18 protein-coding genes are annotated in these 24,139 nt (G+C 41.0%); 7 read left to right on the top strand and 11 right to left on the bottom strand.

The features are described 5' to 3' along the window. Positions 1-389: 389 nt before the first annotated feature. Positions 390-1,277 carry a PorP/SprF family type IX secretion system membrane protein gene (locus tag ABDV71_RS16460; protein WP_343534473.1) on the bottom strand — a complete coding sequence of 296 codons (888 nt, stop codon included), beginning with the start codon at positions 1,275-1,277 and terminating at the stop codon, positions 390-392. Positions 1,278-1,406: 129 nt separating this feature from the next. Then, positions 1,407-6,170, bottom strand: coding sequence for a YDG domain-containing protein (locus ABDV71_RS16455; RefSeq protein ID WP_343534471.1), 4,764 nt, complete (start codon positions 6,168-6,170; stop codon positions 1,407-1,409). A 240-nt stretch (positions 6,171-6,410) separates the two neighbouring features. On the opposite strand from ABDV71_RS16455, the gene ABDV71_RS16450 reads away from it, so the two are divergent. The 3 genes from ABDV71_RS16450 (at position 6,411) to ABDV71_RS16440 (ending at position 9,897) form a co-directional block, all read left to right on the top strand. Continuing rightward, complete coding sequence (locus ABDV71_RS16450; RefSeq protein WP_343534469.1) at positions 6,411-7,658, top strand: serine hydrolase; 1,248 nt, start codon at positions 6,411-6,413, stop codon at positions 7,656-7,658. A gap of 260 nt (positions 7,659-7,918) precedes the next feature. Next, on the top strand, positions 7,919-9,091 hold the full coding sequence (locus ABDV71_RS16445) for an exosporium glycoprotein BclB-related protein (protein WP_343534467.1): 1,173 nt from the start codon (positions 7,919-7,921) through the stop codon (positions 9,089-9,091). Between the two features lie 26 nt (positions 9,092-9,117). Further along, a complete protein-coding gene (locus ABDV71_RS16440; RefSeq protein WP_343534465.1) occupies positions 9,118-9,897 on the top strand; it encodes a T9SS type A sorting domain-containing protein in 780 nt (259 codons plus the stop codon). A gap of 127 nt (positions 9,898-10,024) precedes the next feature. On the opposite strand, the gene ABDV71_RS16435 is transcribed toward ABDV71_RS16440, so the two are convergent. After that, positions 10,025-10,942 carry a lysophospholipid acyltransferase family protein gene (locus ABDV71_RS16435; RefSeq protein ID WP_343534463.1) on the bottom strand — a complete coding sequence of 306 codons (918 nt, stop codon included), beginning with the start codon at positions 10,940-10,942 and terminating at the stop codon, positions 10,025-10,027. A gap of 142 nt (positions 10,943-11,084) precedes the next feature. On the opposite strand from ABDV71_RS16435, the gene ABDV71_RS16430 reads away from it, so the two are divergent. Together ABDV71_RS16430 and ABDV71_RS16425 are read left to right on the top strand one after the other, a co-directional pair. After that, positions 11,085-12,413, top strand: coding sequence for a paraquat-inducible protein A (locus tag ABDV71_RS16430; RefSeq protein ID WP_343534460.1), 1,329 nt, complete (start codon positions 11,085-11,087; stop codon positions 12,411-12,413). Positions 12,414-12,468: 55 nt separating this feature from the next. Continuing rightward, positions 12,469-13,800, top strand: coding sequence for a paraquat-inducible protein A (locus tag ABDV71_RS16425; RefSeq protein WP_343534458.1), 1,332 nt, complete (start codon positions 12,469-12,471; stop codon positions 13,798-13,800). Between the two features lie 309 nt (positions 13,801-14,109). On the opposite strand, the gene ABDV71_RS16420 is transcribed toward ABDV71_RS16425, so the two are convergent. Further along, complete coding sequence (locus tag ABDV71_RS16420; RefSeq protein WP_343534456.1) at positions 14,110-15,762, bottom strand: alpha/beta fold hydrolase; 1,653 nt, start codon at positions 15,760-15,762, stop codon at positions 14,110-14,112. A gap of 220 nt (positions 15,763-15,982) precedes the next feature. Between ABDV71_RS16420 and dcm the strand changes: the two genes are divergently transcribed. Beyond that, a complete protein-coding gene (dcm, locus tag ABDV71_RS16415; protein ID WP_343534454.1) occupies positions 15,983-17,287 on the top strand; it encodes a DNA (cytosine-5-)-methyltransferase in 1,305 nt (434 codons plus the stop codon). On the opposite strand, the gene ABDV71_RS16410 is transcribed toward dcm, so the two are convergent. Next, positions 17,284-17,898, bottom strand: coding sequence for a hypothetical protein (locus tag ABDV71_RS16410; protein ID WP_343534452.1), 615 nt, complete (start codon positions 17,896-17,898; stop codon positions 17,284-17,286). The two genes, dcm and ABDV71_RS16410, sit on opposite strands and share 4 nt — an antisense overlap. A 68-nt stretch (positions 17,899-17,966) precedes the next feature. On the opposite strand from ABDV71_RS16410, the gene ABDV71_RS16405 reads away from it, so the two are divergent. After that, a complete protein-coding gene (locus ABDV71_RS16405) occupies positions 17,967-18,695 on the top strand; it encodes a BglII/BstYI family type II restriction endonuclease (RefSeq protein WP_343534450.1) in 729 nt (242 codons plus the stop codon). A 138-nt stretch (positions 18,696-18,833) separates the two neighbouring features. Here the strand turns inward: ABDV71_RS16405 and ABDV71_RS16400 are convergent, their stop codons facing one another. From ABDV71_RS16400 to ABDV71_RS16375, 6 genes are read right to left on the bottom strand one after another with little or no spacing between them, the layout of a single operon-like run. Further along, positions 18,834-19,982 (bottom strand): alpha-hydroxy acid oxidase, encoded by a 1,149-nt coding sequence (locus ABDV71_RS16400; RefSeq protein WP_343534448.1) that lies wholly within the window; start codon positions 19,980-19,982, stop codon positions 18,834-18,836. A 13-nt stretch (positions 19,983-19,995) separates the two neighbouring features. Further along, on the bottom strand, positions 19,996-20,784 hold the full coding sequence (locus ABDV71_RS16395) for an SDR family oxidoreductase (RefSeq protein ID WP_343534447.1): 789 nt from the start codon (positions 20,782-20,784) through the stop codon (positions 19,996-19,998). A 10-nt stretch (positions 20,785-20,794) separates the two neighbouring features. After that, entirely contained in the window at positions 20,795-21,619 is an 825-nt protein-coding gene (locus tag ABDV71_RS16390) for an amidohydrolase family protein (protein ID WP_343534445.1), read from the bottom strand. A 2-nt stretch (positions 21,620-21,621) separates the two neighbouring features. Beyond that, entirely contained in the window at positions 21,622-21,951 is a 330-nt protein-coding gene (locus ABDV71_RS16385; protein ID WP_343534443.1) for an L-rhamnose mutarotase, read from the bottom strand. Between the two features lies 1 nt (position 21,952). Continuing rightward, entirely contained in the window at positions 21,953-22,804 is an 852-nt protein-coding gene (locus ABDV71_RS16380) for a fumarylacetoacetate hydrolase family protein (protein ID WP_343534441.1), read from the bottom strand. Position 22,805: 1 nt separating this feature from the next. Beyond that, positions 22,806-24,137, bottom strand: coding sequence for an alpha-L-fucosidase (locus ABDV71_RS16375; protein WP_343534439.1), 1,332 nt, complete (start codon positions 24,135-24,137; stop codon positions 22,806-22,808). Between the last annotated feature and the right edge of the window lie 2 nt (positions 24,138-24,139).

Genomic DNA, 24,139 nt, shown 5'->3' with positions numbered 1-24,139 from the left:
AGTAGCAATCTCTCCCTTTGGAGAGAAATTAAGAGGAGGTATTATCATATTTACCTATTCACCATATCGTCATGTCCAACCCGATTGGGCATCGTAGTGCAAAAACAGGCTTTAAGGTTTATCTATATAGCGCTTTAGGGTTCCCGCCTGCGCGGGAAGGACGTAGTATGAACGGTACAGCTAAAAAACAAAAAAACCTCACGCCTTTTTTAGAGAGAACGGGCGGAGGTTTTATTGATTAAGATGGCGGGTTTTATTTTTTATTCGGACTTCTCTGTCCTTCAGACATCTATTGATAGCTATTTATTGCATTTTGGCATCAATAAGCTCGCTACAAGAGAAGTGCTTGAAAAAGTTCGTGGATACTTAAAATCCATATAGGATATTTATTATTTCCCTAAACGCAGGCCCAAACCTAGTTCGAAGCTTCCATTGGTATAATTGCCCAGTGCCGACGTTTGGGTGGTATAGGTGGCCAGCACACGGTATCTTTTCTTTAAATCCATACCCAGGCCAAAAGTGGCGCTCTTGCTGCTATGATATAACCCGCTCAACATGAGCTGTCCGTTCTCAAACCATAGGGCAGCGCCTGCATCCACCACACTATCAAAACCTTTAACACCCATATAGGCTACTTTGGGCTCTAGTTCCCAGCTTTGGTCAGTGGTAAGGCCGAACCTATACCCTGCCGCAGCATAAAAGGTAGCAATGTCTACCATGCCATTCTCTCTATCGGACCTGAGCAATCTATCGAGGTTGGGCAACGCTGCCTCTACCCTTAAGCCATTGTAGGTATAGGCAATACCAAAATCACCATCCAAATAGGCCTCACGGTCATTATAGCGCTGCGCCGAAAGGTCATCTGGACGCCCTTGAATGTCTTCGAGTGACAGGCGTTGCTGCGAAACTCCTACAGATAGGCCGAAATGTAACGACTGCTCCGATGAAATAGGCAAATGATAGGCATAACTGGCCAACGCTCTTAACTGGCGCTGCAACCCTGCCCTGTCCAAATAAAGGTTAACACCCCAGCCCGTACGGTTTTTGCCGTAACCAAGGGTTAGTGCCTGTTGTTCGGGTGCGCCGGGCATCTTGCTCCATTGGGTCCGATAGCCCACGGATACTTCGACCCCCTGGTTAATGCCCGCCATGGCCGGATTGGCCAGATATGGGTTTTGGAAATATTGTGCGGATAAAGGGCCCAATTGGGCTTTAGTCTGTACCGTTCCAAATATGATTACTATACTTAATGTGCTGATATATATTAATTTCTTCATTGTTTTTAGTGGTTAATTAGGGTTAGGGATTAGGGGCTAGTAACTAGGGGTTAGTCATGTTTGTTTATGGCAAACTGCCACTTTTAACTTTCAACTCTTAACTTTCTACTTTAAACTTTCCAGCTTCCCCTATCTGTCCCTCACCAGTGTAATATACCCTCTCAATACTTTCCCTGCCTCTAAGTCTATGATATAGTAGTAGGTATTTTCGGCCAATTGCTGTCCATTATAGGTACCGTCCCAACTGTTGTCATATCCCTTTCTGGTGTATACTATTCTTCCCGCTTTATCAAAAATGCGCACCATTGCCTGCGGGTACATGTCGATGTTATCTACCTTCCATACATCGTTCACACCATCGCCGTTAGGGCTTAGCAAATTGGTAGCCTTTACAATAGAAAGGTCATCAACGATGGCTACTGCATAGCTTGCGGTACTGCTACAGCCATTATTGTTCGTCACCGTTACCGTGTAGGTGGTATTTACCGTTGGCCTAATGGTAAGCGTGGCACTGTTATGTCCGGATATAATGCCCTGCGCATTGGCCCAGCTATAGCTGCTGCCACCGCTGGCAGTTAATTGCAATGTCAATCCCTTGCCAATAGTTCCCTCCCTGCTTGGTACGATGGTGATGTTGGGCAGGGCATCTACCCTCAAAGTACCGTTTGCATATATCAGCGTATAGTTGGAGGTGCTTCCGCCCGATACGGTAATGGCATAATTGCCCGCGGCACTGGAAGCATTGGCTGTGGTAGTGGCCTGTGGCTTGGTTATGAGGCTATTTTCATTGTCGTTAAACTTGAAACCGCTGTAGTTGAGCGCAAAGCTTGGATTGGCCTGTCCAAAGCACCTTGCGGCATTGGCGGCCGTTACCGTTAGATTAGCCTTATTAATAACCAAATTGTTTCCGGTAAAGGAAACCACATAATTTGTTCCTGCGGATAGCGTTCCCTGCGTAATAGGATAAGTGTTTACGTTTTCGCCACTGTTTCTGTTCAGGTTACCGCCAATGACATCTGCTCCTATCAGCCCTGTTGAGGTATAGGTTAAGGCAGGGTCGGCATCGCCATAGGTTTTGTTTTTGGCCTGTGCCACAATGTTAAGGCTAGCCGGTGTAATGGCTGCAATTGTAGAAGCTGTTGTGCTAAAGGTATAATTGCCTGCATCTGTTCCAGAAAGGCTAATGCCCGAAATGGAAACAGGTTTGCTATTGCCCACATTCTTATTGTCGAAACTTGCGGCAGTATAATTTAAGGTAAGTACATCGCCCGCAAAACCATTGTGAGAAAGGGTTGCTGTGGCGTCTGTATTGCCATTATAGGTTCTGTTATTGGCACTGGCCGAAATGGTCAAAGCAAAAGGCGTAACATTGGCTGTGGTACTGACCATGGTATTAAAGGTGTAGTTGCCCGCATCTGTTCCCGACAGGCTGATGCCCGAAACGGAAACAGCTTTGCCATTGGCCACCGTCTTGTCGTTAAAGGTTGCCGAGGTATAGGCTAGTGCCAGGTTGTCTCCTGCGAAGGCATTGCTGGTAAGGGTTACCGTAGCATTGTTGTTGGCATTGTATACCCTATTGTTTCCAGTGGCCGAAACCGTTAGCGCAAAAGGCGTAATGTTGGCTGTGGCAGTAGCTATTGTATTAAAGGTATAGTTAGCGGCATCGGTTCCCGATAGGCTGATGCCCGAAACGGAAACAGCTTTGCCATTGGCTACGGTCTTATTATTAAAGGTCGCGGAAACATAGCTGAGCGTCAGGTTGTCTCCTGCAAAGGCGTTATGAGACAGGGCTACCGTAGCGTTGTTGGTCGCATCGTATATTTTATTGTTTCCAATGGCCGAAACAGTTAGTGCAAAAGGCGTAACATTGGCCGTGGTACTAGCTATGGTATTAAAGGTATAATTAGCGGCATCGGTTCCCGATAGGCTGATGCCCGAAACAGAAACAGCTTTGCCATTGGCTACGGTCTTATTATTAAAGGTCGCGGAAACATAGCTGAGCGTCAGGTTGTCGCCCGCAAAGGCGTTGGAGCTGAGGTTCACCGTAGCGTTGTTGGTCGCATCGTATATTTTATTGTTTCCAGTAGCCGAAACGGTCAGCGCAAATGACGTAACATTGGCCGTGGTACTAGCTATGGTATTAAAGGTATAATTAGCGGCATCGGTTCCAGATAGGTTGATGCCCGAAACAGAAACGGCTTTGCCATTGGCCACTGTTTTGTTGTTGAACGTTGCTGAGGTATAGGCTAGTGCCAGGTTGTCTCCTACGAAGGCATTGCTGGTAAGGGTTACCGTAGCATTGTTGTTGGCATTGTATACCCTATTGTTTCCAGTGGCCGAAACCGTTAGCGCAAATGGCGTAATGTTGGCCGTGGCAGTAGCTGTTGTATTAAAGGTATAGTTAGCAGCATCGGTTCCAGATAGGCTGATGCCATTAACCGTAATGGCTTTATTAATGCCAACATTCTTGTCGCTAAAAGTAGCTGAGGCATAAGTTAACGTCACCACATCGCCAGCCAGTACATTGGAACTAAGGTTCACTGTAGCGGTAGTAGTTGCATCATAAATCTTATTATTTCCCGTGGCGGTAACCGTTAAGGCTTTGGGTTGTATGGTCAATACAAAAATCTTATCGGGAGCTGCAGAATAACCATTACCACCTGCCTGACTAGCAGTAATATTTACCGTACCTGCTTTTTTGATCTTCAGTTTCCATTTGTTCCCATCGTTCACATCCTTATAGGCTTCGGCAATGCTGTTATCGGCAGAGGCATAGCTTACCGTTAAGCCAGAGCTTGCGGTTGCCCCCGGTTCAAAATCGGCATCGCCATAGGTTTTGGTTAGGTTGCCTGCCGTAATGGTCTGCGATTGGATGGTTGCTTCGTAGGCCCCCAAATCAATATTGCTACCTATCAAACGTGGATTTCCCGCAAGGTCTTTATCAGTATTAATATTACCTGTATATAAGCTATTATCGCCTGCGCCAATTGCCGGGCTATTAGTTAAAGTCAAATTATCATCTGCGGTACCTAATACATTATCAACACCATTTGCATCAACAAATGAAGGATTTAGGTTTAACAAACTTAAAGAATTACCCTGTAGCAAAACGTTGGCCGATAGTACGCCGCTTTGTTTAAGCATGGTGTTTTTAAGATAGGCTTTTACCTGTCCGCCGGCACCTATCGCGTTTTCTCCATCATTCACAATCGAATTAACAAATTCCATCAGTTGTTGTGTAAAGCTGCTATTCCATGCTACCGTTGCACCCGCCTGTACGGCAGTATTGCCCAAAAATGTACAGTTAATAAAACTATTGGTACGCGCAGCAAAAATATCCTGTATATATAGCGCACCTCCCTTATCACCAGATTGGTTGGCTACAAAAACGGTATTGATATAATTATTGCCTATACCTGTCATTTCATAAATGGCACCGCCATTACCTGTACTAGAATTGCCTGCAAAGAAACAACGGTCTACAAAGAACAATGCTCCTGCCAATTTACCTACCGCTCCAGCTATATCATCTGATTTATTTCCAGTAAAAACAACCTTAACTAGCCTAGTTTTAACAGCACTATATAATGCGCCTGCCGATTGCGTGGCATAGTTTTGAGTAAAAACAACATCTTCGATGTTATGGACATCATTGGACCCGGATATGGCCAATCCTCCTCCGGTATCTGCTTTGTTTCCTATAAACTGAATATTATTAATGGTTAATGTGGAACTATTATATACATATAAACCTGCTCCCCAATTGCCAACCAAAAACGATTGCGTATTAATTGGCGGTAGGGTACTTCCATCGGCATTCCCCCCTCTTATAGTGAAACCATCAAGTACCGCAGTACCCATGTCACCTACTGATATCACTACCTGACGGGCATTCTCACTATTATTGGTAATATTTAATGTACTTCCATAACCCGTTAGTGCATCGTTATTATTATAATCACCACTTAGCGTGGTTTTATTGGCAGCAATACTTAGATTTCTTTGAGACAAGGTTGTTTCTGTTCCCGCAAAACCTCCATAAACCTTTACGTCTTTAACCAGTAAAAAAGCATTATTTCTTCCATCGGCATTACCGAAATTATTATCAGCTGGACTATACATGGGTTTATAATTTCCGCCAGCTACCCATATGGATTTAATGGCGGTGTTGGTTTTGGCCGCCTTAAGAGCATCTGCCAGTTCACCTACTGCACTACCCCAACTACTACCACTACCTGTGCTTCCCTTTTTTACATACAACACTCCATTAACATCAGGCATAATAGGAATAGGGCCTGTATATTTTGACCAAGTAAGGGCATCAAGGCACATATAAACATAACCTCCGGTAGATTGTAGTTGAATTTCATCAATAAGCGTGTTACTGTAGTTTTGGCTGTTAAGGTTTGCCAAATCAATCAAGGTAAACCCATTATTAACCCCGGTTGTTCCTGTTGTTGCATTAAAAGTGGTATTAAAGCCTGATGTTTTTGTAGTTGTAAATTGGGTAAGCCCTCCTAATTTCCCGGTAATGACCAAAGTCCCTGATGAAGTAGATTGATTTAAGGCAGTATTGCTTAAAAACACCCAAAACTTCGATACGGTGAATCCAGAATTGCTCTTCACACTGAAGGAAGGAGCATTGATATTGGTTGTTCCTGTATTGTCTATATAAACATTATCATTAGCTGTTCCGTTCCAGCCTGTATTGGGATAGTTTGCCTGAACCCTAAAGGTCCCGGCCTGTGAAACAATGTTAAAGGTATAACCGTTATCAGTAAAGGATGTACTGCCACTAGAAAAACCTTCAAAGGTAATTGTGCTAGTCTGCGCACTAACAATTGTAATATTGCCTAAAAGAATAAGGATAACAAACAGTAGAAGTTTCTTCATATTTTAAAGTTTAACATTATGATTTGGGGAATCAATCGATGAACTAAATTATGGAGAAACCAGTGTTTTAACGAACATTAGAGCGGACAAAAAGCGGACAAAACGTTAATTTATTGGTTTATTGGTTCATTAGTTCATTGGTTCACTTGTTTATTTGTGAAGCTCCAACTAACCCCTAGCTACTAATCCCTAGCAACTAATCCCCTAAAAACTCCTATCTTTAGCTATCAACTAAACCACATGTATAAATCCATTCTTTCTCTATTTTTATTGATCAGCGCAAATGCCATGGCACAACAAACCGATACTGTTTTTTTAAAGCAATTGCTAGAAAGTAAACCTGAGCTGTTTTCGGGGGTACTTAACCACCCCAATAAAAATGAAGTGCAGATAATGTACACCCAGGTTAACCGCGACAAAAACAATAAGCCCAGCTTTAAAACCTTTAGCTACCGGATTAACCCCACACATTACTTTTATCCAGCCAGTACCGTAAAGCTTGCGGCAGTCATTTTTGCCCTAGAGAAAATCAATGAGCTTAAGGTTAAGGGATTGGATGCAAACAGTACCATGATTACTGATACAGCGTTTACAGGTCAAACTCCGGTAACCGAAGACAAAACTGCCGCCAATGGTAAACCCAGCATTGCCCATTATATTAAAAAGGTATTACTTACCAGCGATAATGATGCCTACAACCGCTTGTTTGAGTTTGTTGGCAGGGCCGAAATGAATGCCAAGCTAAAAAAATATGGCATGACAGAAAGCCGAATCCTGAACCGATTGGCCATAGGCGATGGTGGCGAAAGGGAGAAAAATACCAATCCTATCCGTTTTTATAATGGTGATGTGCTTGTTTACAGTCAGCCAGCACAATATGACCCTAAAAATTATCCGCTCGAATTGACCAACCTTATTGTAGGTGTGGGTTATATGGACAGCAAGGAGCAGTTGGTAAACAAGCCTTACAGTTTTGAGAACAAAAATGTGTTCACCATCAAAGACCAGCAATCGTTAATGAGGCGATTAATGGCTCCCGAAGCTTTTGCTGCCAAAGATAGGTTTAACCTCTCTCCTGCCGATTACCAGTTGATTTATACTTATATGAGCAAATTGCCTACAGAGAGCGATTATCCTAAGTATGATGCCAAGGAGTTTTGGCCTACCTACGCCAAGATGCTGTATTATGGCAGGGACAAAAACGCAATGATTGAACCTAACATCCGTATTTTTGATAAGTATGGGGATAGCTACGGCTTTATTATTGACAATGCCTATATCGTTGATTTCAAGAATGGTGTAGAGTTTTTCCTGACGGCAGTAGTACAAAGTAATGAAGACGGTATTTATAATGATGGCAAGTATGAATACGAAACGGTTTGCTATCCCTTTATGAAAAACCTTGGCCGCAGTATTTATGAATATGAACTGCAACGTAAAAAAACAAACCAACCTAATTTGAGTAAATACGTCATGGATTATAAGTAGTTGGTTGGTTGGTTGTTTAGGTGTTTGGTTTTTTGGTTTTTTGGTTTTTTGGTTGGCTAACCGCTAACTGGCAACAGATAACTGGTAATGACCAATTTATACCCTACCCCAAGCAAGCGTAACATTCTTAGTACAAAGAAAACTAGTTAAGAAATTTTTAGCCACCTTCGTAAAAGGTTAAGGCATTATATTGTTTATACAAACAGGATAATATTCGAAATCATTCTTGTCTCTCAATTACTAAATTTTAACGCAAAATCATGAAAAAACTTTTACTATTCTTTGTGGTGTTATTCACCGCTGTATCGGCATTCGCCCAATTTCCTCAAAAAATCAACTATCAAGCTGTAGTTAGAAACAATGCCGGCGACCCTCTTCCCAGCCAAAGTGTTTCTTTGAGGTTAAGTATTTTAAATGGACCTGCAGGGCCTGCACTTTACACCGAAACACACAGTAGAACCACCAATGGCTTTGGTTTGGTAAACCTACAAATTGGCACTGGTACTGTGGTAACGGGTACATTTAGCGGTATTGACTGGAGTGCCGGCAATCGGTTTCTAAAAATTGATGCCGATATTACCGGTGGTTCTAGCTACACCACGATTTCTACTACCGAACTGGTGAGCGTACCCTACTCCTTAAGTGCGCAACGCAGTCTTGACAACCAGTGGACCATTACCGGAACGGACATTAAAAACAGTAACACCGGAAGCATAGGAATTGGAACAGATCCTAATGCAAGTGCAAAATTAGATATATCAGCCACCAATAAGGGTATTCTTATTCCAAGGGTAACTATGGCTAACAGACCTGCATCGCCAGTTGATGGACTTTTGATTTACCAAACAGATAATACTCCTGGCTTTTACTATTACAAAGGTTCTGCTTGGGAACGCATGGCCGACAACTCTGCTATTACCAGCTCGGGTACTATTATTCCTTATGCTTCAGGTCCAACACCAATTGTAATGACCACTATTGCTGGTGGGCTTAGTGGAACCGTGTCGGTACTAGGTTTTGGCAACTCGGCTATAGGAATATCGCTTGCTGCTGCAAATATTAATGCTACCAGTATCGCAAATTTTGCTTTTGTAGCACCTAAAAATGGTACTATCACTTCTATTTCGGGCATGTTCAGTACTACTGTAGCCCTGTCAGTACTTGGCACCACAATTACCGTTACTGGTCAACTTTATTCGGCTCCTGCTAACTCCAATGATTTTAGCCCAGTTGCCGGGGCAACAGTAACCTTAGCGCCAGGATTAACAGGTATAGCATCCATAGGAACTACCATGTCTGGATCTACTACTGGTTTAAGTATCCCTGTAACCATTGGCACTCGTTATTTAATGGTATATAGGGCTACTGCGACGGGAATTACACTAATTAATACCGTTACAGGTTATGCCAGTGCAGGGGTAAACATCAATTAATCATGTGGTCACTAAAAATTAAGCTCATGAAAATTAGATCAAAGCTAGTGGCTGTATTAACCATGTGTGCCATAGGGTTAAGTGCCACCGCCCAAAACACTGCCAACCAGACCTTAGCAAGCGCTGGAGGTTCGGGACAGTTCAGCAATGGAGACTACCTTTTTTTTACCGTTGGCGAGCCCGTTATTGCTACAGCAAGTACTGGCAATGTACAACTTACCCAAGGTTTCCATCAAAAATATTCCCTAGCTCCATTACCGGTAGCCTTTACATCTATTAGTGTAACGGCTCAAGGAAGTCATCACTTACTGAAATGGACCACTTCCATGGAGCTAAACAATGATTATTTTTTGGTAGAAAGAAGTGTAGACAATAATGACTTTGTAGCACTTAAAAATGTATATACCAAAGCGGTAAACGGCAACAGCAATACCCCGCTAAATTATAGCTACGCTAACTACGATATTAAAAATGGCATCAACTATTATCGTTTAAAGCAGTTTGACCGTAACGGCGCTTCTAAATACTCAGACATTGTAGAAATAAAAAGCAATGGTATGGCAAGTGAAACAGATATTAGCCTTTATCCCAATCCCGTAAGCCGCGAAACGGTTCTTAGCGTACCTGGCAATATTGGTAAAGACGCCAAAGCACAAATTGTAAATATAAATGGACAAAGGGTGAAAGAAATAAAAGTGAGCGAAGCTTCTACACCTTTACAATTACAAACCCTAAATACGGGCACCTACTTTCTTCAATATGAGGATAACGGTATCAAAAAGGTAATCAAGTTCGTCAAACTTTAGACCTACTGCAATCAACAAGGCCAGTATCTTTTAAAGGATACTGGCCTTGTCATTTATGGTCTGGCACCAACATCCCCCTCCTTCCCAGGGAGTGGTTAATTTCGAAAGCTAGGTCTAATTTCAGGTGCTAAGCTGGAAGCACTTCTTGTGAAGGGGCTGTTTGGATTTGCTCCGCAGGTGGTTTGTGTTTCCAACGACGATGGCTCCAAAGCCAATAAGCAGGTTCTTCTTTAATGAAGTCTTCCAAAAACCTGGTATGAGCTTCTGTGATCTCAAACTCGGCAGTTTCTTTTGGTGATAAACAGATTGGCACACAATCTACCTCATAATAACCACGCTTTACATAACTAGTTTTTAAGTAAAAGACTGGTCTATTGGTTTTCATGGCTATCTTTTCAACGCCCATTTGTATCGCCGCTGGTTGATTTAAAAGCATGGTCCAGTATTTGGTATCATCTTTTGATGGCGATTGATCGCTACCAAAGGTAAACATGGTCGGACGATCTTTGGTTGACTGAATAGTCCTAATAGTTTGTCGCATAGACACCATATCGTTGCCATATCTACTTCTCATTTTTATAAACCATTCGTCGAAAAACACATTGCTCAATGGTTTGTAAATAGGATAATGTTCACCAGAAAAAGCCATGCCAATGCCCATACACACCCATTCGTAATTGCCATAGTGCGACGAACAGAACAGTACGCTTTCATTGTTTTTCAGATAAGCTTCTACCAAGTCGGTGTTTTTAAACCGTACACGCTTTTGTAATTCCTTTGTAGAAATACTATTCATTTTCACTACTTCTACGATTAAACAGGTTAAATACCTGAAAAATTTCTTCTCAATGGCTACAATTTCCCTAAGATCTTTCTCTGGAAATGAGTTCAGCAAGTTTTCCCGAACTACTTTTTTACGGTAGCCAAAAATATGATATACCAATACGTAAAAAAAATCGGCCAAAAGATATAAAAAGCCCAAAGGCATTCGTGATAATATTCTTAAACTAAAAACTCCGAAGCGGGAGAGCGCATTTTGCATCATCAAGATTGAATTTTCTGGCGAAGATAAAAGAATATCATCAATTTATCTTTATTAGATTATTGTCTTTTAAACAAATAACTTCTATCTACAAACAATCTGCCCATTTCTAGCGTTATAAGCCAGACCATTAACCTTATACGCCTTGGCTACCCATACATCAACCAACACCCACAGTAAATCAAACCTACCTAAAATCTTATTGGTTTTGGTGCTTTCAGCCGTGCTTATTGCCCAAGCTTATTCAGGCTACCAGCTACATCAGCTTTCGCAACAGCAACAAGTACTTAAACGGGATTACGCCGAGATGAATAATATTTCTCTAGGACTATTTTCTATTTCGCAATGGCAGGACAAAATCCAAAGTATTATTGTACGGCAGACCAGAAATTTGGAGCTTACCGCAAAACAGAAAAAAGCATTACAAAAAGAAATAGAAGGTGTGATTATTGCCTTGATCGATAAGGCGGAAAACTTGGTGACCAAGCCAAAGAAAAAATCGCTTCGAGGTAAAATTGCAAAGTTTGCCGTGAAAAACTTCATAGATGTAGATACGTTGAAGAAGAAAGTACCTGGCATTGCACATACTATTATGGACAAGATAGATAACCCCAAAGCTAAACGACAACTTGGTGCCATGGCCTTAGAAAAGTTAGACCAGCTTGATGAAATTGAATCTATTGATAGCACCCTAAAGGTTAATGCAAAAAAGGTACAAAAAACCTACCAACAGTATGGTGTTACCGATTTTACTGCTTTTAACAGTAAGGTTAAAGGCGAACTTAAGTACATCAATCGTGCGACTTATGGTTATTGTACGGCTATGCTTATTGGCATTGTACTATTTTTGGTTGCTTGGGGTATTTTCAGTAAGCAAAAGGCCTTGCATGCTACGCTTTTCATTCTCTCATTGGTGATGGCCTTTATTTTATTGGCTGTTGGTTTAACAGCTTCGATGATAGAGGTTGATGCCCGTATTGGTGCTATTGATTTTACTTTATTGGGTCAGGATATTACTTTCCGAGACCAAGTGTTGTTTTTTCAATCGAAGAGCATTTTAGATGTGGTCATGATCTTGATCAGTGGCACAGCAATAGATTCTATCCTAGTAGGTATATTGATCCTTATTTTCAGCATCCTATTTCCGGTAATGAAACTAAGCTCAACCGGCATCCATTTACTGGGCCGAAAAAAGCTGGCCGAAAACAAGTTCATCAAGTACTTTGCCTTCCAGTCGGGAAAATGGAGCATGGCCGATGTGATCGTGATTGCTATTTTAATGGCCTACATTGGACTAAATGGTTTGTTGGAGGCGCAACTTGCCCGTTTAAACATACCGGTACAATCGCTTACGGTTATTTCTACCCATAACACAGCCTTACAGCCCGGCTACTTGATTTTTATCGCTTTTGTACTTTTTGGCCTTATACTTTCTACTATCCTAAAATCAATAAGTCCGCATAATTGCGATTAGGGAGAATACATTTAAAGACCTGAACATTAATCGTTAACTAAATCATCCGAAAGCCTTGAAAACCTCAGCTCATCCAACAAAAGCTAATAAATCCTTACTTAGCCAAATTCTGCTGATTTTGGTGATGGCCATATTGCTATCTGCAGAAAGCTACTTTGGCTACCAATTATATACACTTTCGGCACAGCAGGAACGCCTTAAGGAAGATTATTCTACCGCCAACAATATTACTTTTGGAGTATTCTCATTGGACTTGTGGCGCGACAAGTTGGCCAATATTGTTAACCACAAGATCAAAAGTTTTAAGGTTAGCCGTGAGCAAAAGCAAGAATTGCGTGAAGAGATAGAGAAACAATTACATGGGATGATCAACGAGGTAGTACAACAATTTGAGAAGCCACAAAAGAGTTTAGGCGATAAGCTCAAGAAATTTGCCTTTAAACAGTTGGTGGAACCAAAGGAACTGCATGCCCAAGTACCTTCGTTTGCCAACACTATTGTTAACCGAATTAATGCTCCTAGGGCTATAAAAAAACTAAAAGGCATTGCCACTACAGAATTTAACGAGTTGGCCGAACAAATTTACGACAGCACTGCCACGGCCCACAGTAAAATGACACATCATTTATTTCAAAAATATAAGGTCAATAGCATTGCAAATTTTAATGCTCATTTAGAAAAACGATTGGCGAGCATTAGAGGCGTAGCCTATAATTATGCTTATGCCATGCTTGGCTGTATAGTTGCTGCGCTATGCCTCTGGCTGCCTCTACGTAAACGGTTGCATTTGCACACACCTCTTTTTGTAATGTCGCTGCTGCTTGCACTGGTATTGCTCATAGTGGGCTGCACAGTTTCTATCATTGAGGTTGATGCCCGGTTAAGCCACCTCGAATTGCATCTTTTGGGCGAAAAACTGGCATTTAGTAATCAGGTTCTGTTTTTCCAATCCAAAAGTATTTTGGGTACAGCACAGGTGTTAATTCAACAGCCAAAACCTGATTCGATTACGGTTGGCATCCTCATTATCCTATTTGTTATTATTTTACCTATTTTAAGGATGACGGCCAGAGGTATCCATCTGCTTTGTTACCCACCCATTTCCGAAAACAAAGTAACCAAATACCTGGCTTTTGATGCTGCAAAATGGGATATGGCCGATGTAATGGTAGTGGGTATTTTAATGACCTATATTGGCTTAAATGGTATCTTGCAAAGTCAATTGTCTGACCTGAATATGAAAACCGAAACCTTGGTGACCAATACCATTAACCATACTTCGCTGCAACCTGGCTATATTATTTTTGTGGGCTATGTGGCCTGTACGATCATACTTTCCTATCTCATGAAGAATGTAGCCTGTCCGACAGCAAAGGACACTCCATAAGTTTTTTACTTTACCATGGCGAATCAATAAAATATAGTGGCTACATTTGTACCCGAGAGCGTTAATTTAGATGGCGGGGATGTTCGAAAGGACATCTTCGCTTTTTTATTTTTACCAAAGCGTTTCTTTACTTTTCTTTACTCAAACATTTTTTCATTTAAGCGCTTTCCTTGCAGGCATTTCTGCCCAAGTGGCAACCTATTGATATCTACTAGTGCATTATAATACCGAAATAAATTAGGGATGATGAACAATAGATCTGGGTACAGGGACCAACCGAGCGAGATATGGCTACTAGGTTGCGGTTATCTACTCCTTTAGAAAATTAAGCATGATTTTATTAAGTTGATCTGGTTGCTCAAAAGGAACATAATGTGTTGCATTAGGGATAATTTGCAGCTGAGATTTTTTGATTTTATCTGCTATCAGTTGTGTATGCTCAGGCTTGATCACATCATCGCTCCCGGCAATAACAAGCACAGGGTTATCGATACTTTGTAGTTGCTGTGACGTAATGTGTGGGTATTCCAACATCAAACGGATCAGGCGATGGTTTCTTGGAAGGCTATCAGCAGAAAGCTGTTTTTTAAAAGTGTTGATTAAACTGTCTTTAACACCAGCGGGTTCTAGGTTTGCCCCTATGGCTATAATTTTGTTCACGGCTTCTGGATGTGCCAAGTTAAATGTGAGTGCGGTATTTCCACCGTCGCTCCAACCTATAATATTCACTTTTTGAAGTGCCAATGAATTGATGATCTTGTAAAGGTCTGATGAAAAACCATCATAACTATAGGCACCTGATGAAAGGTCGGTACTTCTGCCCTGCCCACGCGTATCAATAGCGATTACCCTAAAATGTTTGGCGAAAAACGGGATCTGACGATAGAAATCTTCTATACTTCCGTTATTGCCATGTAGCATTAACAAAGGCTCTCCTTCACCATATTCTTCGGTATAGATTTTTGCATCGCCCAAATCAATGTATTTCCCCTTCTTGTTTTTGCCATAGCCACTTTTTTTCGCAGCTTCTTTATTACGGTAATAATTGGCAAGCATTTTTACTTCGGGGCTTTCTTCTATAGCCGAAGGAGCAGGGGAATTGGTTTTTTGACGGTCGTTATTATACTTCAAATCGAGATTGGCAATAAAGGTTCCGGCATTGCTTTCCCAATTTCCCTGACTTTGGTAACGGAACAGCAGGTCTTTTGAAAGTGTTTTCTTTGCCGAAACACCAAATACAAACGCATTGTTGCTATCTGGCGTGTGATTTACCAGTTGTAGGGTAACCGCAATTTTAGCCAAACCATCAAAATTAAGATTGTATGGTGCAAGGTCGATATGTTGCCATCCGGTAGTGGTGGCTTTATAGGTAATGTTCTGACGGAGCACGCTACTATCTGGCAGATTATTTTTTACGGTGTAAATGTTAAGCTTTAAGGTAATTGAAGAGAACTTTGAACTTGGTATGATGTAGAAGTTATAACCTTTAAGGATTGTTCGCTCATAGATCTCGTAGATATTCCCTTGTTCAATACTAGGGATATTTTGGTCGAACATTTTGGAAAAGGTAATCATCGGCCTTGATTGTTGTCCAACCGTTTTTTCTTTCAATTTGGTGCCTTTAATCACTACTTCGTTAATAGAAAAAACTTTTTCTTTAAGTTCTACCACAGCTCCCGCTTTCATTTCCTTCTGTGGAATTTGTCTGTCGAAAAAACCAATGGCACTAAAGATGATGTTGCTGGAAGCCAAACTGTCGGGAACCATCAGTTTAAAGGTTCCATTTTCATTTGCTACTGTGGCTACCTTGCTGTTCTTAATTCCAATGGAACAGTATGGAATAGGGTTTTGTTGGGAATCTTTAACTGTACCTTCAAAGGTACGCTGAGCTTTGGCACTAAACAGGAATACTAAAAAGGTGACTGTTAAAAATAGTCGAGCGCTGAGGTTATTTTTTTTCATATATCAGCGAGACGAAGCTATTTTCAAAAGGGTTGCACGGGTAGTGAAATAAATAGATTTATTCCAATTATACCTTAAAAAGCAATATACCTTCGTAGTTTAAAGAGAAATAAACAAATGCAGACGTTGTGGAAAATATCCTTCAATAAAATCTACTGCAAAGCTTGATCCTCCCAAATCTCTTTGCTATTTTAGCAGAATCAATTAGCATTGTCCAAACATGGGAAAAGAGATCAGAGTGGCAGAATTATTTGCGGGTGTAGGTGGTTTTCGTTTAGGTTTAGAAGGCTGGAAGGGCAAATCTGCCCTGAGCGGCTATCAGCAAAAACTAAAAAGCAATTACAAAGTGGTATGGAGCAACCAATGGGAACCTTCTACCAAAAGCCAAGATGCCTCTATGGTTTATGAAGCCCGTTTTGGTAGCGAAGGACATTCCAACAACGATATTGCGCTTGTACCTGCCGATGAGATCCCTGACCACGACCTATTGGTTGGTGGTTTCCCTTGTCAGGATTATTCTGTAGCCAGAACGCTAAGCCAATCGGGAGGTTTGCAGGGCAAAAAAGGGGTACTTTGGTGGGAAATATACCGTATTCTAAAAGCAAAGGCCGAAAATGGTAATTCAGTTGGTTATGTCTTTCTTGAAAATGTGGACCGATTACTTAAATCTCCCGTTAAACAGCGTGGACGTGATTTCGCCATCATCCTAGCTTCTTTGGCCGATTTGGGCTATGCGGTAGAATGGCGTGTGATCAACGCTGCAGAGTATGGACTGCCACAACGTCGTAGAAGAACCTTTATCCTTGCCTATCATAACACCACCCCTCTGTTTTCTGAAATTAGCTTGCAGCCTGATAAAGCGAAGCTATTGACTGATGGTGGGCTTTTTGCCGATACTTTCCCCGTTTCTGCGGATACCACAAAAACAAATACCTTTCATATCCAGGGTGACTTAGCTGATATTTCGGAAGACTTTAGTGCCCAATTAGGTACAAACAGCCCTTTTGAAAATGCAGGTATCATGATTGACAGAAATGTGTTTACAACCAAAGTTACTCCTGACTACACAGGCAAGCATATGACTTTAGGCAGCATTTTACAAGATGATGGCGATGTTCCTCCGGCCTTTGTAATTGACACCAATTCATGGGAAAAATGGCAATATCTTAAAGGGCCTAAAAAAGAAGAAAGAACCAACAAGGCTTCTGGCTTTACTTACAATTACAGTGAGGGCGGCATGATTTTCCCTGATCCTTTGGACCAGCCTTCGCGTACCATTATTACTGGTGAGGGAGGCAGTGCGCCATCACGTTTTAAACATGTGATTTCCCGCAACGGTATTACCAGAAGATTGACCCCTATAGAGCTTGAGCGGTTAAACATGTTTCCGGATGATCACACCAAAGGTGCCAGTGACGTTAAAAGAGCTTTTTTTATGGGCAATGCTTTAGTGGTAGGTATCATTGAGATGATAGGCAAAACCTTAATGGAACGAGTTGACAAACACGAAAGTATTACAATTTAGAACGGCAGCTTCAACTCTGCCCCTACTTTCTTCAAGTTTTCTCTGCTAATAATCAGGTTAAATGGTGCTTCAGCCTTTTGAGTAGACAGGTAAAAGTATAAACCTTCTTTATTGATATCAATACTGCCATGCAAGTCTTTTTTCCTAGCTTTTTGTTCTTCTTTTTGGCAATAGGCAAAATTCAATCCTTCATTGGTTAGAAACTCCAGTAGTTTACCCCTATTGAGCCAAAGCAATTTTACGGAAGCAATGTCGCTAGGCTTTGTAAATTGCCCAGCTTGTTTTAACATAATATCGGTAACCAACATGTAATGTGTGGTTTCCTTATGTTCGTCAAAAAGCCAGCCTTTTCTATGCTCGGTTCCTACAAATGCTCCTATTTCAAAGGCAAAGGTTGGTATTGATTTCCCTAGATAGTCTAATTGTGCCTTTTCATCCACCAGGAACTGCTTTTCATTTTTAGTGACTACCAGATCTATCCCATTCCTTTGCAATTCTATATTGAGCACCCTATCAAACTTCATTCCCAGCTTGGTATAAAGCTCATCAAGGAAAACACCTAAAAGCTGTTCTTTCTTAATATCGTTAGAAAAATGGGAGGATAATGACATATTTAATATTGCTTCACTTAAAAGTATGTAATCTTTTTCATATCATTAACACCTCAAAACATACTGATATGAAATTCCTAACCTATTCCTTTCGACATGCTGAAGTTATTCTACGCGAACCACAGTTTGCCACCGAATATCAAGAACTTTTGGACACGATTACGAACATCAGCGATGCGGACATTATAGCGAAACACGAAAGTTATGATACCACACTTGGGATGCGTAGGCCAAAAAGCATTTCGGTAGCCATTAACCAGTTGATTGACGAGCGTCTTAGGTCTTTACATTGGAATGGACAATCGCCCATTTTTCAGGAAGCCGGGTATGTTGGAGAAACATGGCTCCTTGATTTCGCCAAAGGTTTAATTTCTATGGAAGTGGCTTTTAACCATAGTACCGTTATTGCATGGAACTTGATTAAGCCTTTGCTGGCCAGCGAGCTTAACCACGTTAAAAAGAACATCCAAACAGAGGTTGGTGTGATTGTATGCGCTACCAATGCCATGCGTGAAGCGGGAGGCTTTGATGGTGCCATTGGTACTTATGAAAAATTCCTGACCTACCTTGCTCCTTTGCGAGATCTGCTTTCGGTTCCTATTCTTATTATTGGATTGGAACCTCCTTTGAGCTTTCGCATCCAACATGTTAGTGCTAGTGGCAGCAGAAAAGGTTATATCAATATGTTAGGCGGAGCTGTTTCGGCTGTGCCCATTGCTACCCCTCCGGCTGCTGCAATAACCATTCCTGTGGAACCATTACTTAACGAGCCCGATGTGCCTGGCTTAGAGGAATAAATAGGAATTTACAATACGGAAAAACCATAACTTGATTACTTTTTGTATCGTATCAAGCTTTTATAGATGCCATAAATTCCCGCTTTCTTTTTCTTACAGAAAGAGAAAGCCTTAACTGTAATCGCTAAGGCTCTTCTATTATTTATTAATTAAATATCGTTGGAAATGCGCTATATCTGGACAGCAAACCTGTTCCATTACCTGTAATAACTGACGTTTCAAGATAGCCATGGCATGCTGCCCGCCCTCGTTACCCAAGGCAGCCGTGCTATACATGAACGTACGGCCTAAGAAAGTAAAATCAGCACCTACGGCTAGTGCCCTGGCAATATCTGCTCCCGATCTAATTCCACTGTCCATCATTACCGTGAGCTTTTCTTTAAATGCCAATAAATCCGAAAGAGATTTTACGGCCGATTCTCCGGCATCCAATTGTCTACCACCATGGTTGGAAACGATGATTCCATCCAAACCTAGGTCTACGGCCAATTGAGCGTCTTCGGCACTGGCTACTCCTTTAATGACCAATTTACCTTTCCATTGATCTCTTATTGCTGCCACTCTTTCTTTATTTAATCTGCCAGAGAATGTTTTGTCCATAAAAGCACCAAGCTGTTTCATATCCAATCCTTTTGGCAAATAAGGCTTTAACGTTGCAAAACTTGGAACGCCATGAGCCAAAGTTTGCATTGCCCAGTTGGGCCTGCCCATAATTTGAAGAATATTTTTAACGGTCATCCGTGGTGGCATAGCCAAACCGTTACGAATATCGCGTGGTCTAAAGCCAAACGTAGGTACATCGGCCAAAATCACCAGCACCTCACAATCTACTTGTTTCAATCTTCTGATGATATCGTCACGCAATGCTTCTTCTGCTGGATGATATAACTGATACCAGAAATCTCCTTCTGTAATTTTAGCAATCTCCTCTATCCCACTGGTGGTAACTGTACTTAAAATAAACGGAACGTTATGTTCCTTGGCCGCCTTAGCCAAAATATTAGGGGAATTTGGCCAAATTAATCCCTGCAAGCCTACTGGTGCAACACCAAAGGGTGCCGAATAGGTTTTGCCGAACAAAGTGGCACTCATGTCTGTACCTTTATAATCGTTCAGGTAAAGTGGTTTTAGCTGTACCTCTCTTAGCTCGGCGGTATTACGATGCAGATTTACATCTTCATTACAGCCACCATCTAAATATTCGAATGCAAAACGAGGTATTCTGCTTTTAGCTTTGTGGCGCAGATCGTCGATACCCGGATAGGCTTGATTATATTTTAAGTTCATGTTTAGGTTTAATTTATTGACGCAACAAAGCTCTATCTAGGTGAACATATCCCCCATCTACAAAAAGCAGTTGGCCTGTGGTATGGCTAGATTTTTCTGATAGTAAAAAAACTACAGTGGATGCTATTTCGCTAGCTTTTGTCATGCGGTTTTCCAAAGGAACCCTCGAATTGATGTCGGCCAGTGTTTCTTCGGCATTAGGCAAGGTTTGTATCCAACGTTCATATTGTGGGGTCCAACATTCGGCCACCACCACTGCATTTACCCTAATTTGATATTTTAGCAGTTCTACCGCCCATTCTCTGGTAAGGGCATTGCGGCCTCCGTTGGATGCGGCATACCCCGAAGTTTCTCCTTGGCCAGTGATGCCCGTTTTTGAGCTGATGTTTACAATACTTCCTTTAGTTTTTTTAAGATATGGAAGGGCGTAATGGGCCAACAAATAATAATGTACCAAGTTATTATGGATGGATTGCATAAAGCTTTCGTAGTTTCCACTCTCCAAGCCCACGCCATCATTTAGTCCTGCATTGTTGACCAAACCATCTATTTTCCCATATATATTTACAGCTTCCGAAACCACCTTTTCGCATTCGGCAGGGTTTGAAAGTTCGGCAATAATACTGCTACATCTTCCTCCGGCCTGTATAATTTCGTTTTCAAGCTTGTAGTTATCGATTGGATTACGACCTATAATTACAGGAATTGCTCCTTCTGAGGCTAATGATCTTACTATTGCTTCGCCAATTCCCTTGGCGCCACCACTCACTAAAACTACCTTATCCTTTAATTGTAAATCCATTTTTTTTAAATTATAATTGATAGCATTCTTTAACATTTAGTTCAAAGACCGCTTTTCGCTGTAAGTCTGTTAATTGATTAACATATTGCGCTACAATTTGCTTTGTTTCTGTATAAGTTGCCGCTAACTTGCATACTGGCCAATCTGAGCCAAACATTATCCTATCGGTCGAAAAATGTTCAAACACTACATCCAGATAATATTTCAGGTCATCATATTTCCAATTGGTCCAATTAGCTTCGGTAACCATCCCCGAGATTTTACAGTACACATTTTGATGCGTAGCTAATGTTTCAATACCTCTTTGCCACTCTATTCTACCGCTGTTCCCTTTAATATCGGGCTTTGCCATATGATCTAATACAAATCGTTGTTCGGGAAATTTCTCCACCAAGGAAATGGCTTCCTCCAACTGGCTTCTATGTATCAAGATATCGTAGGTATGGTTGAATTGGCTTAATTGGGCTATTCCTCGCAAAAATGAAGCAGCGCTTAAAAATCCCTGCGGTTCGGCTTGCGCAATATGTCGCCAGCCTTTTATTTTTTTATTAGCAGAGAATACCTCCAACCTTTCTGGTAAATGTTCGCTTTGTAGGTCAATCCAGCCCACTATCCCTTTAATAAAGTTATACTTTTGGGCCAGTGCTAACAGAAATTCGGTTTCTTGTTCGCTTTGATCGGCCTGCACGGCAACACAACCAGCTATATCATTTTTAAGCAGTTCTATTTCGAGTTCATCTGGTGTAAAATCGGCCTGAAGTATTTTCATATCATCAGTGATCCAAGCATCTTTCACGGGATGATAGTTCCAGAAATGAACGTGACTGTCAATCATTTTTACAGGGCAAAGATTTTATCCATCAACAACCATTTTTCGCCAGGCTTAGCCATTGGCAGCGCTTGTTGGTATTTCCACATCAGCTCTTCCCATTCCATCACTTTGGGATTGGCCAAATCGGCCTTAGCTTTTGCTTCAAAGGAAAAAGTATCATGCACTTCCATGACCATAAACAAACGGTTGGCAATTCTGTAAATCTCCATATTTAAGATACCTGCAGCTGTTATGCTCTCCGAAATTTCTGGCCATATGGCCTGATGATAGGCTTCATATTCAGCTATTAGCTTTTCATCATCCTTTAAATCCAATGCCAACGCGTACCGTTTCATGCTATAATGAATAAGATTTTACTTCTTGTCTGCTACTTCCTAATCCGTCGATACCCAATTCTACCACATCTCCTGGTTTTAGGTACCAAGGCTCTGGCTTTTGGCCCAAGCCCACCCCTGCTGGTGTGCCTGTAGTAATTACATCACCAGGTAAAAGGGTCATAAATTGACTGATATAGCTTACTACAAAAGGGATATTAAAGATCAGGTTTGATGTATTTCCATCTTGCAGCAGCTTTCCGTTTACTTTTAACCAAAGGCGAAGATTGTGTACGTCTGCAATTTCATCTTTTGTGGCAATAAATGGTCCTATAGGTGCAAAAGTATCACAGCTTTTGCCTTTTACCCATTGCCCGTTGCGCTCCAACTGAAACGCTCTTTCGCTATAATCGTTATGCAACACATAACCGGCCACATGGTTTAAGGCGTCTTTCTCGTCTACATAGCTGGCTTTTTTCCCAATCACGATGGCTAATTCTACTTCCCAATCTGTTTTTGTACTGTTTTTAGGGATGATTAAATCATCATTAGGTCCAACAATAGCTGTGGTAGATTTGAAAAACAAGATAGGCTCGGTTGGTATTGGGGCATTTGTTTCGGCAGCGTGGTCTTTATAATTAAGTCCCACACAAATAATTTTAGATGGACGTGCCAATGGGGCACCCAACCTTACTGGTCTTTCCACCTTCTCCAGCCATCCGCCTTCTACTTTCTTTTTTAGCTCCTCAATGGCATTGGCACCAAAAAAATCTTCGTTATAGTCATTTACATGGGGAGACACATCAAAAATGTCTTCTCCAATCATAACACCTGGCTTTTCTTTTCCTATTTCGCCGTATCTAACTAATTTCATTTTATTTAAGTTGTATTTTTATAATCTTATCTGCTTGACTTTTATCTTTTGTAGTATGCAAGATTAATTTAGCGTTTTTGTTATCCAAAGTGTACTTTACATTCACATTATCATCAAAACCAGTAATTGATTTTACTTTAAAATTGAAGTTTGGCAGTTCTACCATATCACTTTTGGGATTTTCTAGCAAGTGTACATAAGCTACCTTGTCCTTAAAGGTAACTACACCCCAATCTTGTGGCTTAATGATATTGCCTTTGGTATCGTAAATTGTTTCTCCATATTTAGCCAACCATTTTCCAACTGCGCCTAGCGTATCTACGAATTGCTGTTGAATTTGACCATTTGGCATTGGCCCGATATTTAATAGCAAATTAGCATTTCGTCCGGCAGCACCTACCAACAATTTGATAATTTTTGCATCCGATTTGAATTTATTGTCTGTAATGTTATAGCCCCAAGAGCCATTGATAGTTTCGCAGGTTTCTAATGGCAAATGCTCAGAAGCTGCTTGGAAACTATATCCCGCTTTGTTTTCTCCTGGTAAATCACGTTCAAACATCTGAAAATCCTCACCATTAATTGGATCAATGTGGTGGTTATTACCAACTAAGCACCAAGGCTGTAATTTATGGATAAGACTATAGATTTCATCATACTTCCAATCTATCCTAGATGGTGTATAGGCTTCACCTTCTTTATTAGTCTGATCCCAATGTCCATCGAACCAAATACCGCTAATCTTGCCATAATTGGTTAATAGTTCTGTTAATTGGTTTTTCATGAACTGTAGATAACTGTTGTAATCAGATTTTGCAGTACGACCAGTTTTTTTTCCCGTTCTACCAGTTTCGTAAGGATAATCGTTTCTAGACCAATCTAACAATGAGTAGTAAAGAAATAACTTTATTCCCTGTTTATTGCATTCATCTGCCAACATCTTTAATACATCTTTTTTGTAAGGCGTATTCATGATGTTAAAATCAGATTGTTTTGTATCCCATAAACTAAAACTATCGTGATGGCGAGTGATAAAAGTGATGTATTTCATTCCTGCATTTTTTGCTAAGGCTACGTATTGCTTTGCATCAAAAGCTGTTGGATTAAAAAAATTCATCAAGTTTCGATAATCATTTACTTGTATGTTACGGTTGTTCATTACCCATTCTCCACTACCCAACAAACTAGAAGGTCCCCAATGGATAAACATGCCAAAACGCATTTGCTCGAACATTTTACGAGCTTCTAAATTTTCTGGCGAAGGTTTATACTGCGCTTTAGCTAAGTGCACAAAACCGATTAATGTTAAAACAAGTAACAACTTTTTTCTCATGC

This window comes from Pedobacter sp., assembly GCF_039594775.1.
Lineage (GTDB): Bacteria > Bacteroidota > Bacteroidia > Sphingobacteriales > Sphingobacteriaceae > Pedobacter.
Note: the sequence above shows the minus strand (reverse complement) of the source record. Positions and strands in the feature narration are given on the sequence as shown.

What these genes read in the sequence shown, in the direction of transcription:
- ABDV71_RS16460 (WP_343534473.1), bottom strand. Translation starts at nt 1,277, where the DNA reads ATGAAGAAATTAATATATATCAGCACATTAAGTATAGTAATCATATTT.
- ABDV71_RS16455 (WP_343534471.1), bottom strand. Translation starts at nt 6,170, where the DNA reads ATGAAGAAACTTCTACTGTTTGTTATCCTTATTCTTTTAGGCAATATT.
- ABDV71_RS16450 (WP_343534469.1), top strand. Translation starts at nt 6,411, where the DNA reads ATGTATAAATCCATTCTTTCTCTATTTTTATTGATCAGCGCAAATGCC.
- ABDV71_RS16445 (WP_343534467.1), top strand. Translation starts at nt 7,919, where the DNA reads ATGAAAAAACTTTTACTATTCTTTGTGGTGTTATTCACCGCTGTATCG.
- ABDV71_RS16440 (WP_343534465.1), top strand. Translation starts at nt 9,118, where the DNA reads ATGAAAATTAGATCAAAGCTAGTGGCTGTATTAACCATGTGTGCCATA.
- ABDV71_RS16435 (WP_343534463.1), bottom strand. Translation starts at nt 10,942, where the DNA reads ATGATGCAAAATGCGCTCTCCCGCTTCGGAGTTTTTAGTTTAAGAATA.
- ABDV71_RS16420 (WP_343534456.1), bottom strand. Translation starts at nt 15,762, where the DNA reads ATGAAAAAAAATAACCTCAGCGCTCGACTATTTTTAACAGTCACCTTT.
- dcm (WP_343534454.1), top strand. Translation starts at nt 15,983, where the DNA reads ATGGGAAAAGAGATCAGAGTGGCAGAATTATTTGCGGGTGTAGGTGGT.
- ABDV71_RS16410 (WP_343534452.1), bottom strand. Translation starts at nt 17,898, where the DNA reads ATGTCATTATCCTCCCATTTTTCTAACGATATTAAGAAAGAACAGCTT.
- ABDV71_RS16405 (WP_343534450.1), top strand. Translation starts at nt 17,967, where the DNA reads ATGAAATTCCTAACCTATTCCTTTCGACATGCTGAAGTTATTCTACGC.
- ABDV71_RS16400 (WP_343534448.1), bottom strand. Translation starts at nt 19,982, where the DNA reads ATGAACTTAAAATATAATCAAGCCTATCCGGGTATCGACGATCTGCGC.
- ABDV71_RS16395 (WP_343534447.1), bottom strand. Translation starts at nt 20,784, where the DNA reads ATGGATTTACAATTAAAGGATAAGGTAGTTTTAGTGAGTGGTGGCGCC.
- ABDV71_RS16390 (WP_343534445.1), bottom strand. Translation starts at nt 21,619, where the DNA reads ATGATTGACAGTCACGTTCATTTCTGGAACTATCATCCCGTGAAAGAT.
- ABDV71_RS16385 (WP_343534443.1), bottom strand. Translation starts at nt 21,951, where the DNA reads ATGAAACGGTACGCGTTGGCATTGGATTTAAAGGATGATGAAAAGCTA.
- ABDV71_RS16380 (WP_343534441.1), bottom strand. Translation starts at nt 22,804, where the DNA reads ATGAAATTAGTTAGATACGGCGAAATAGGAAAAGAAAAGCCAGGTGTT.
- ABDV71_RS16375 (WP_343534439.1), bottom strand. Translation starts at nt 24,137, where the DNA reads ATGAGAAAAAAGTTGTTACTTGTTTTAACATTAATCGGTTTTGTGCAC.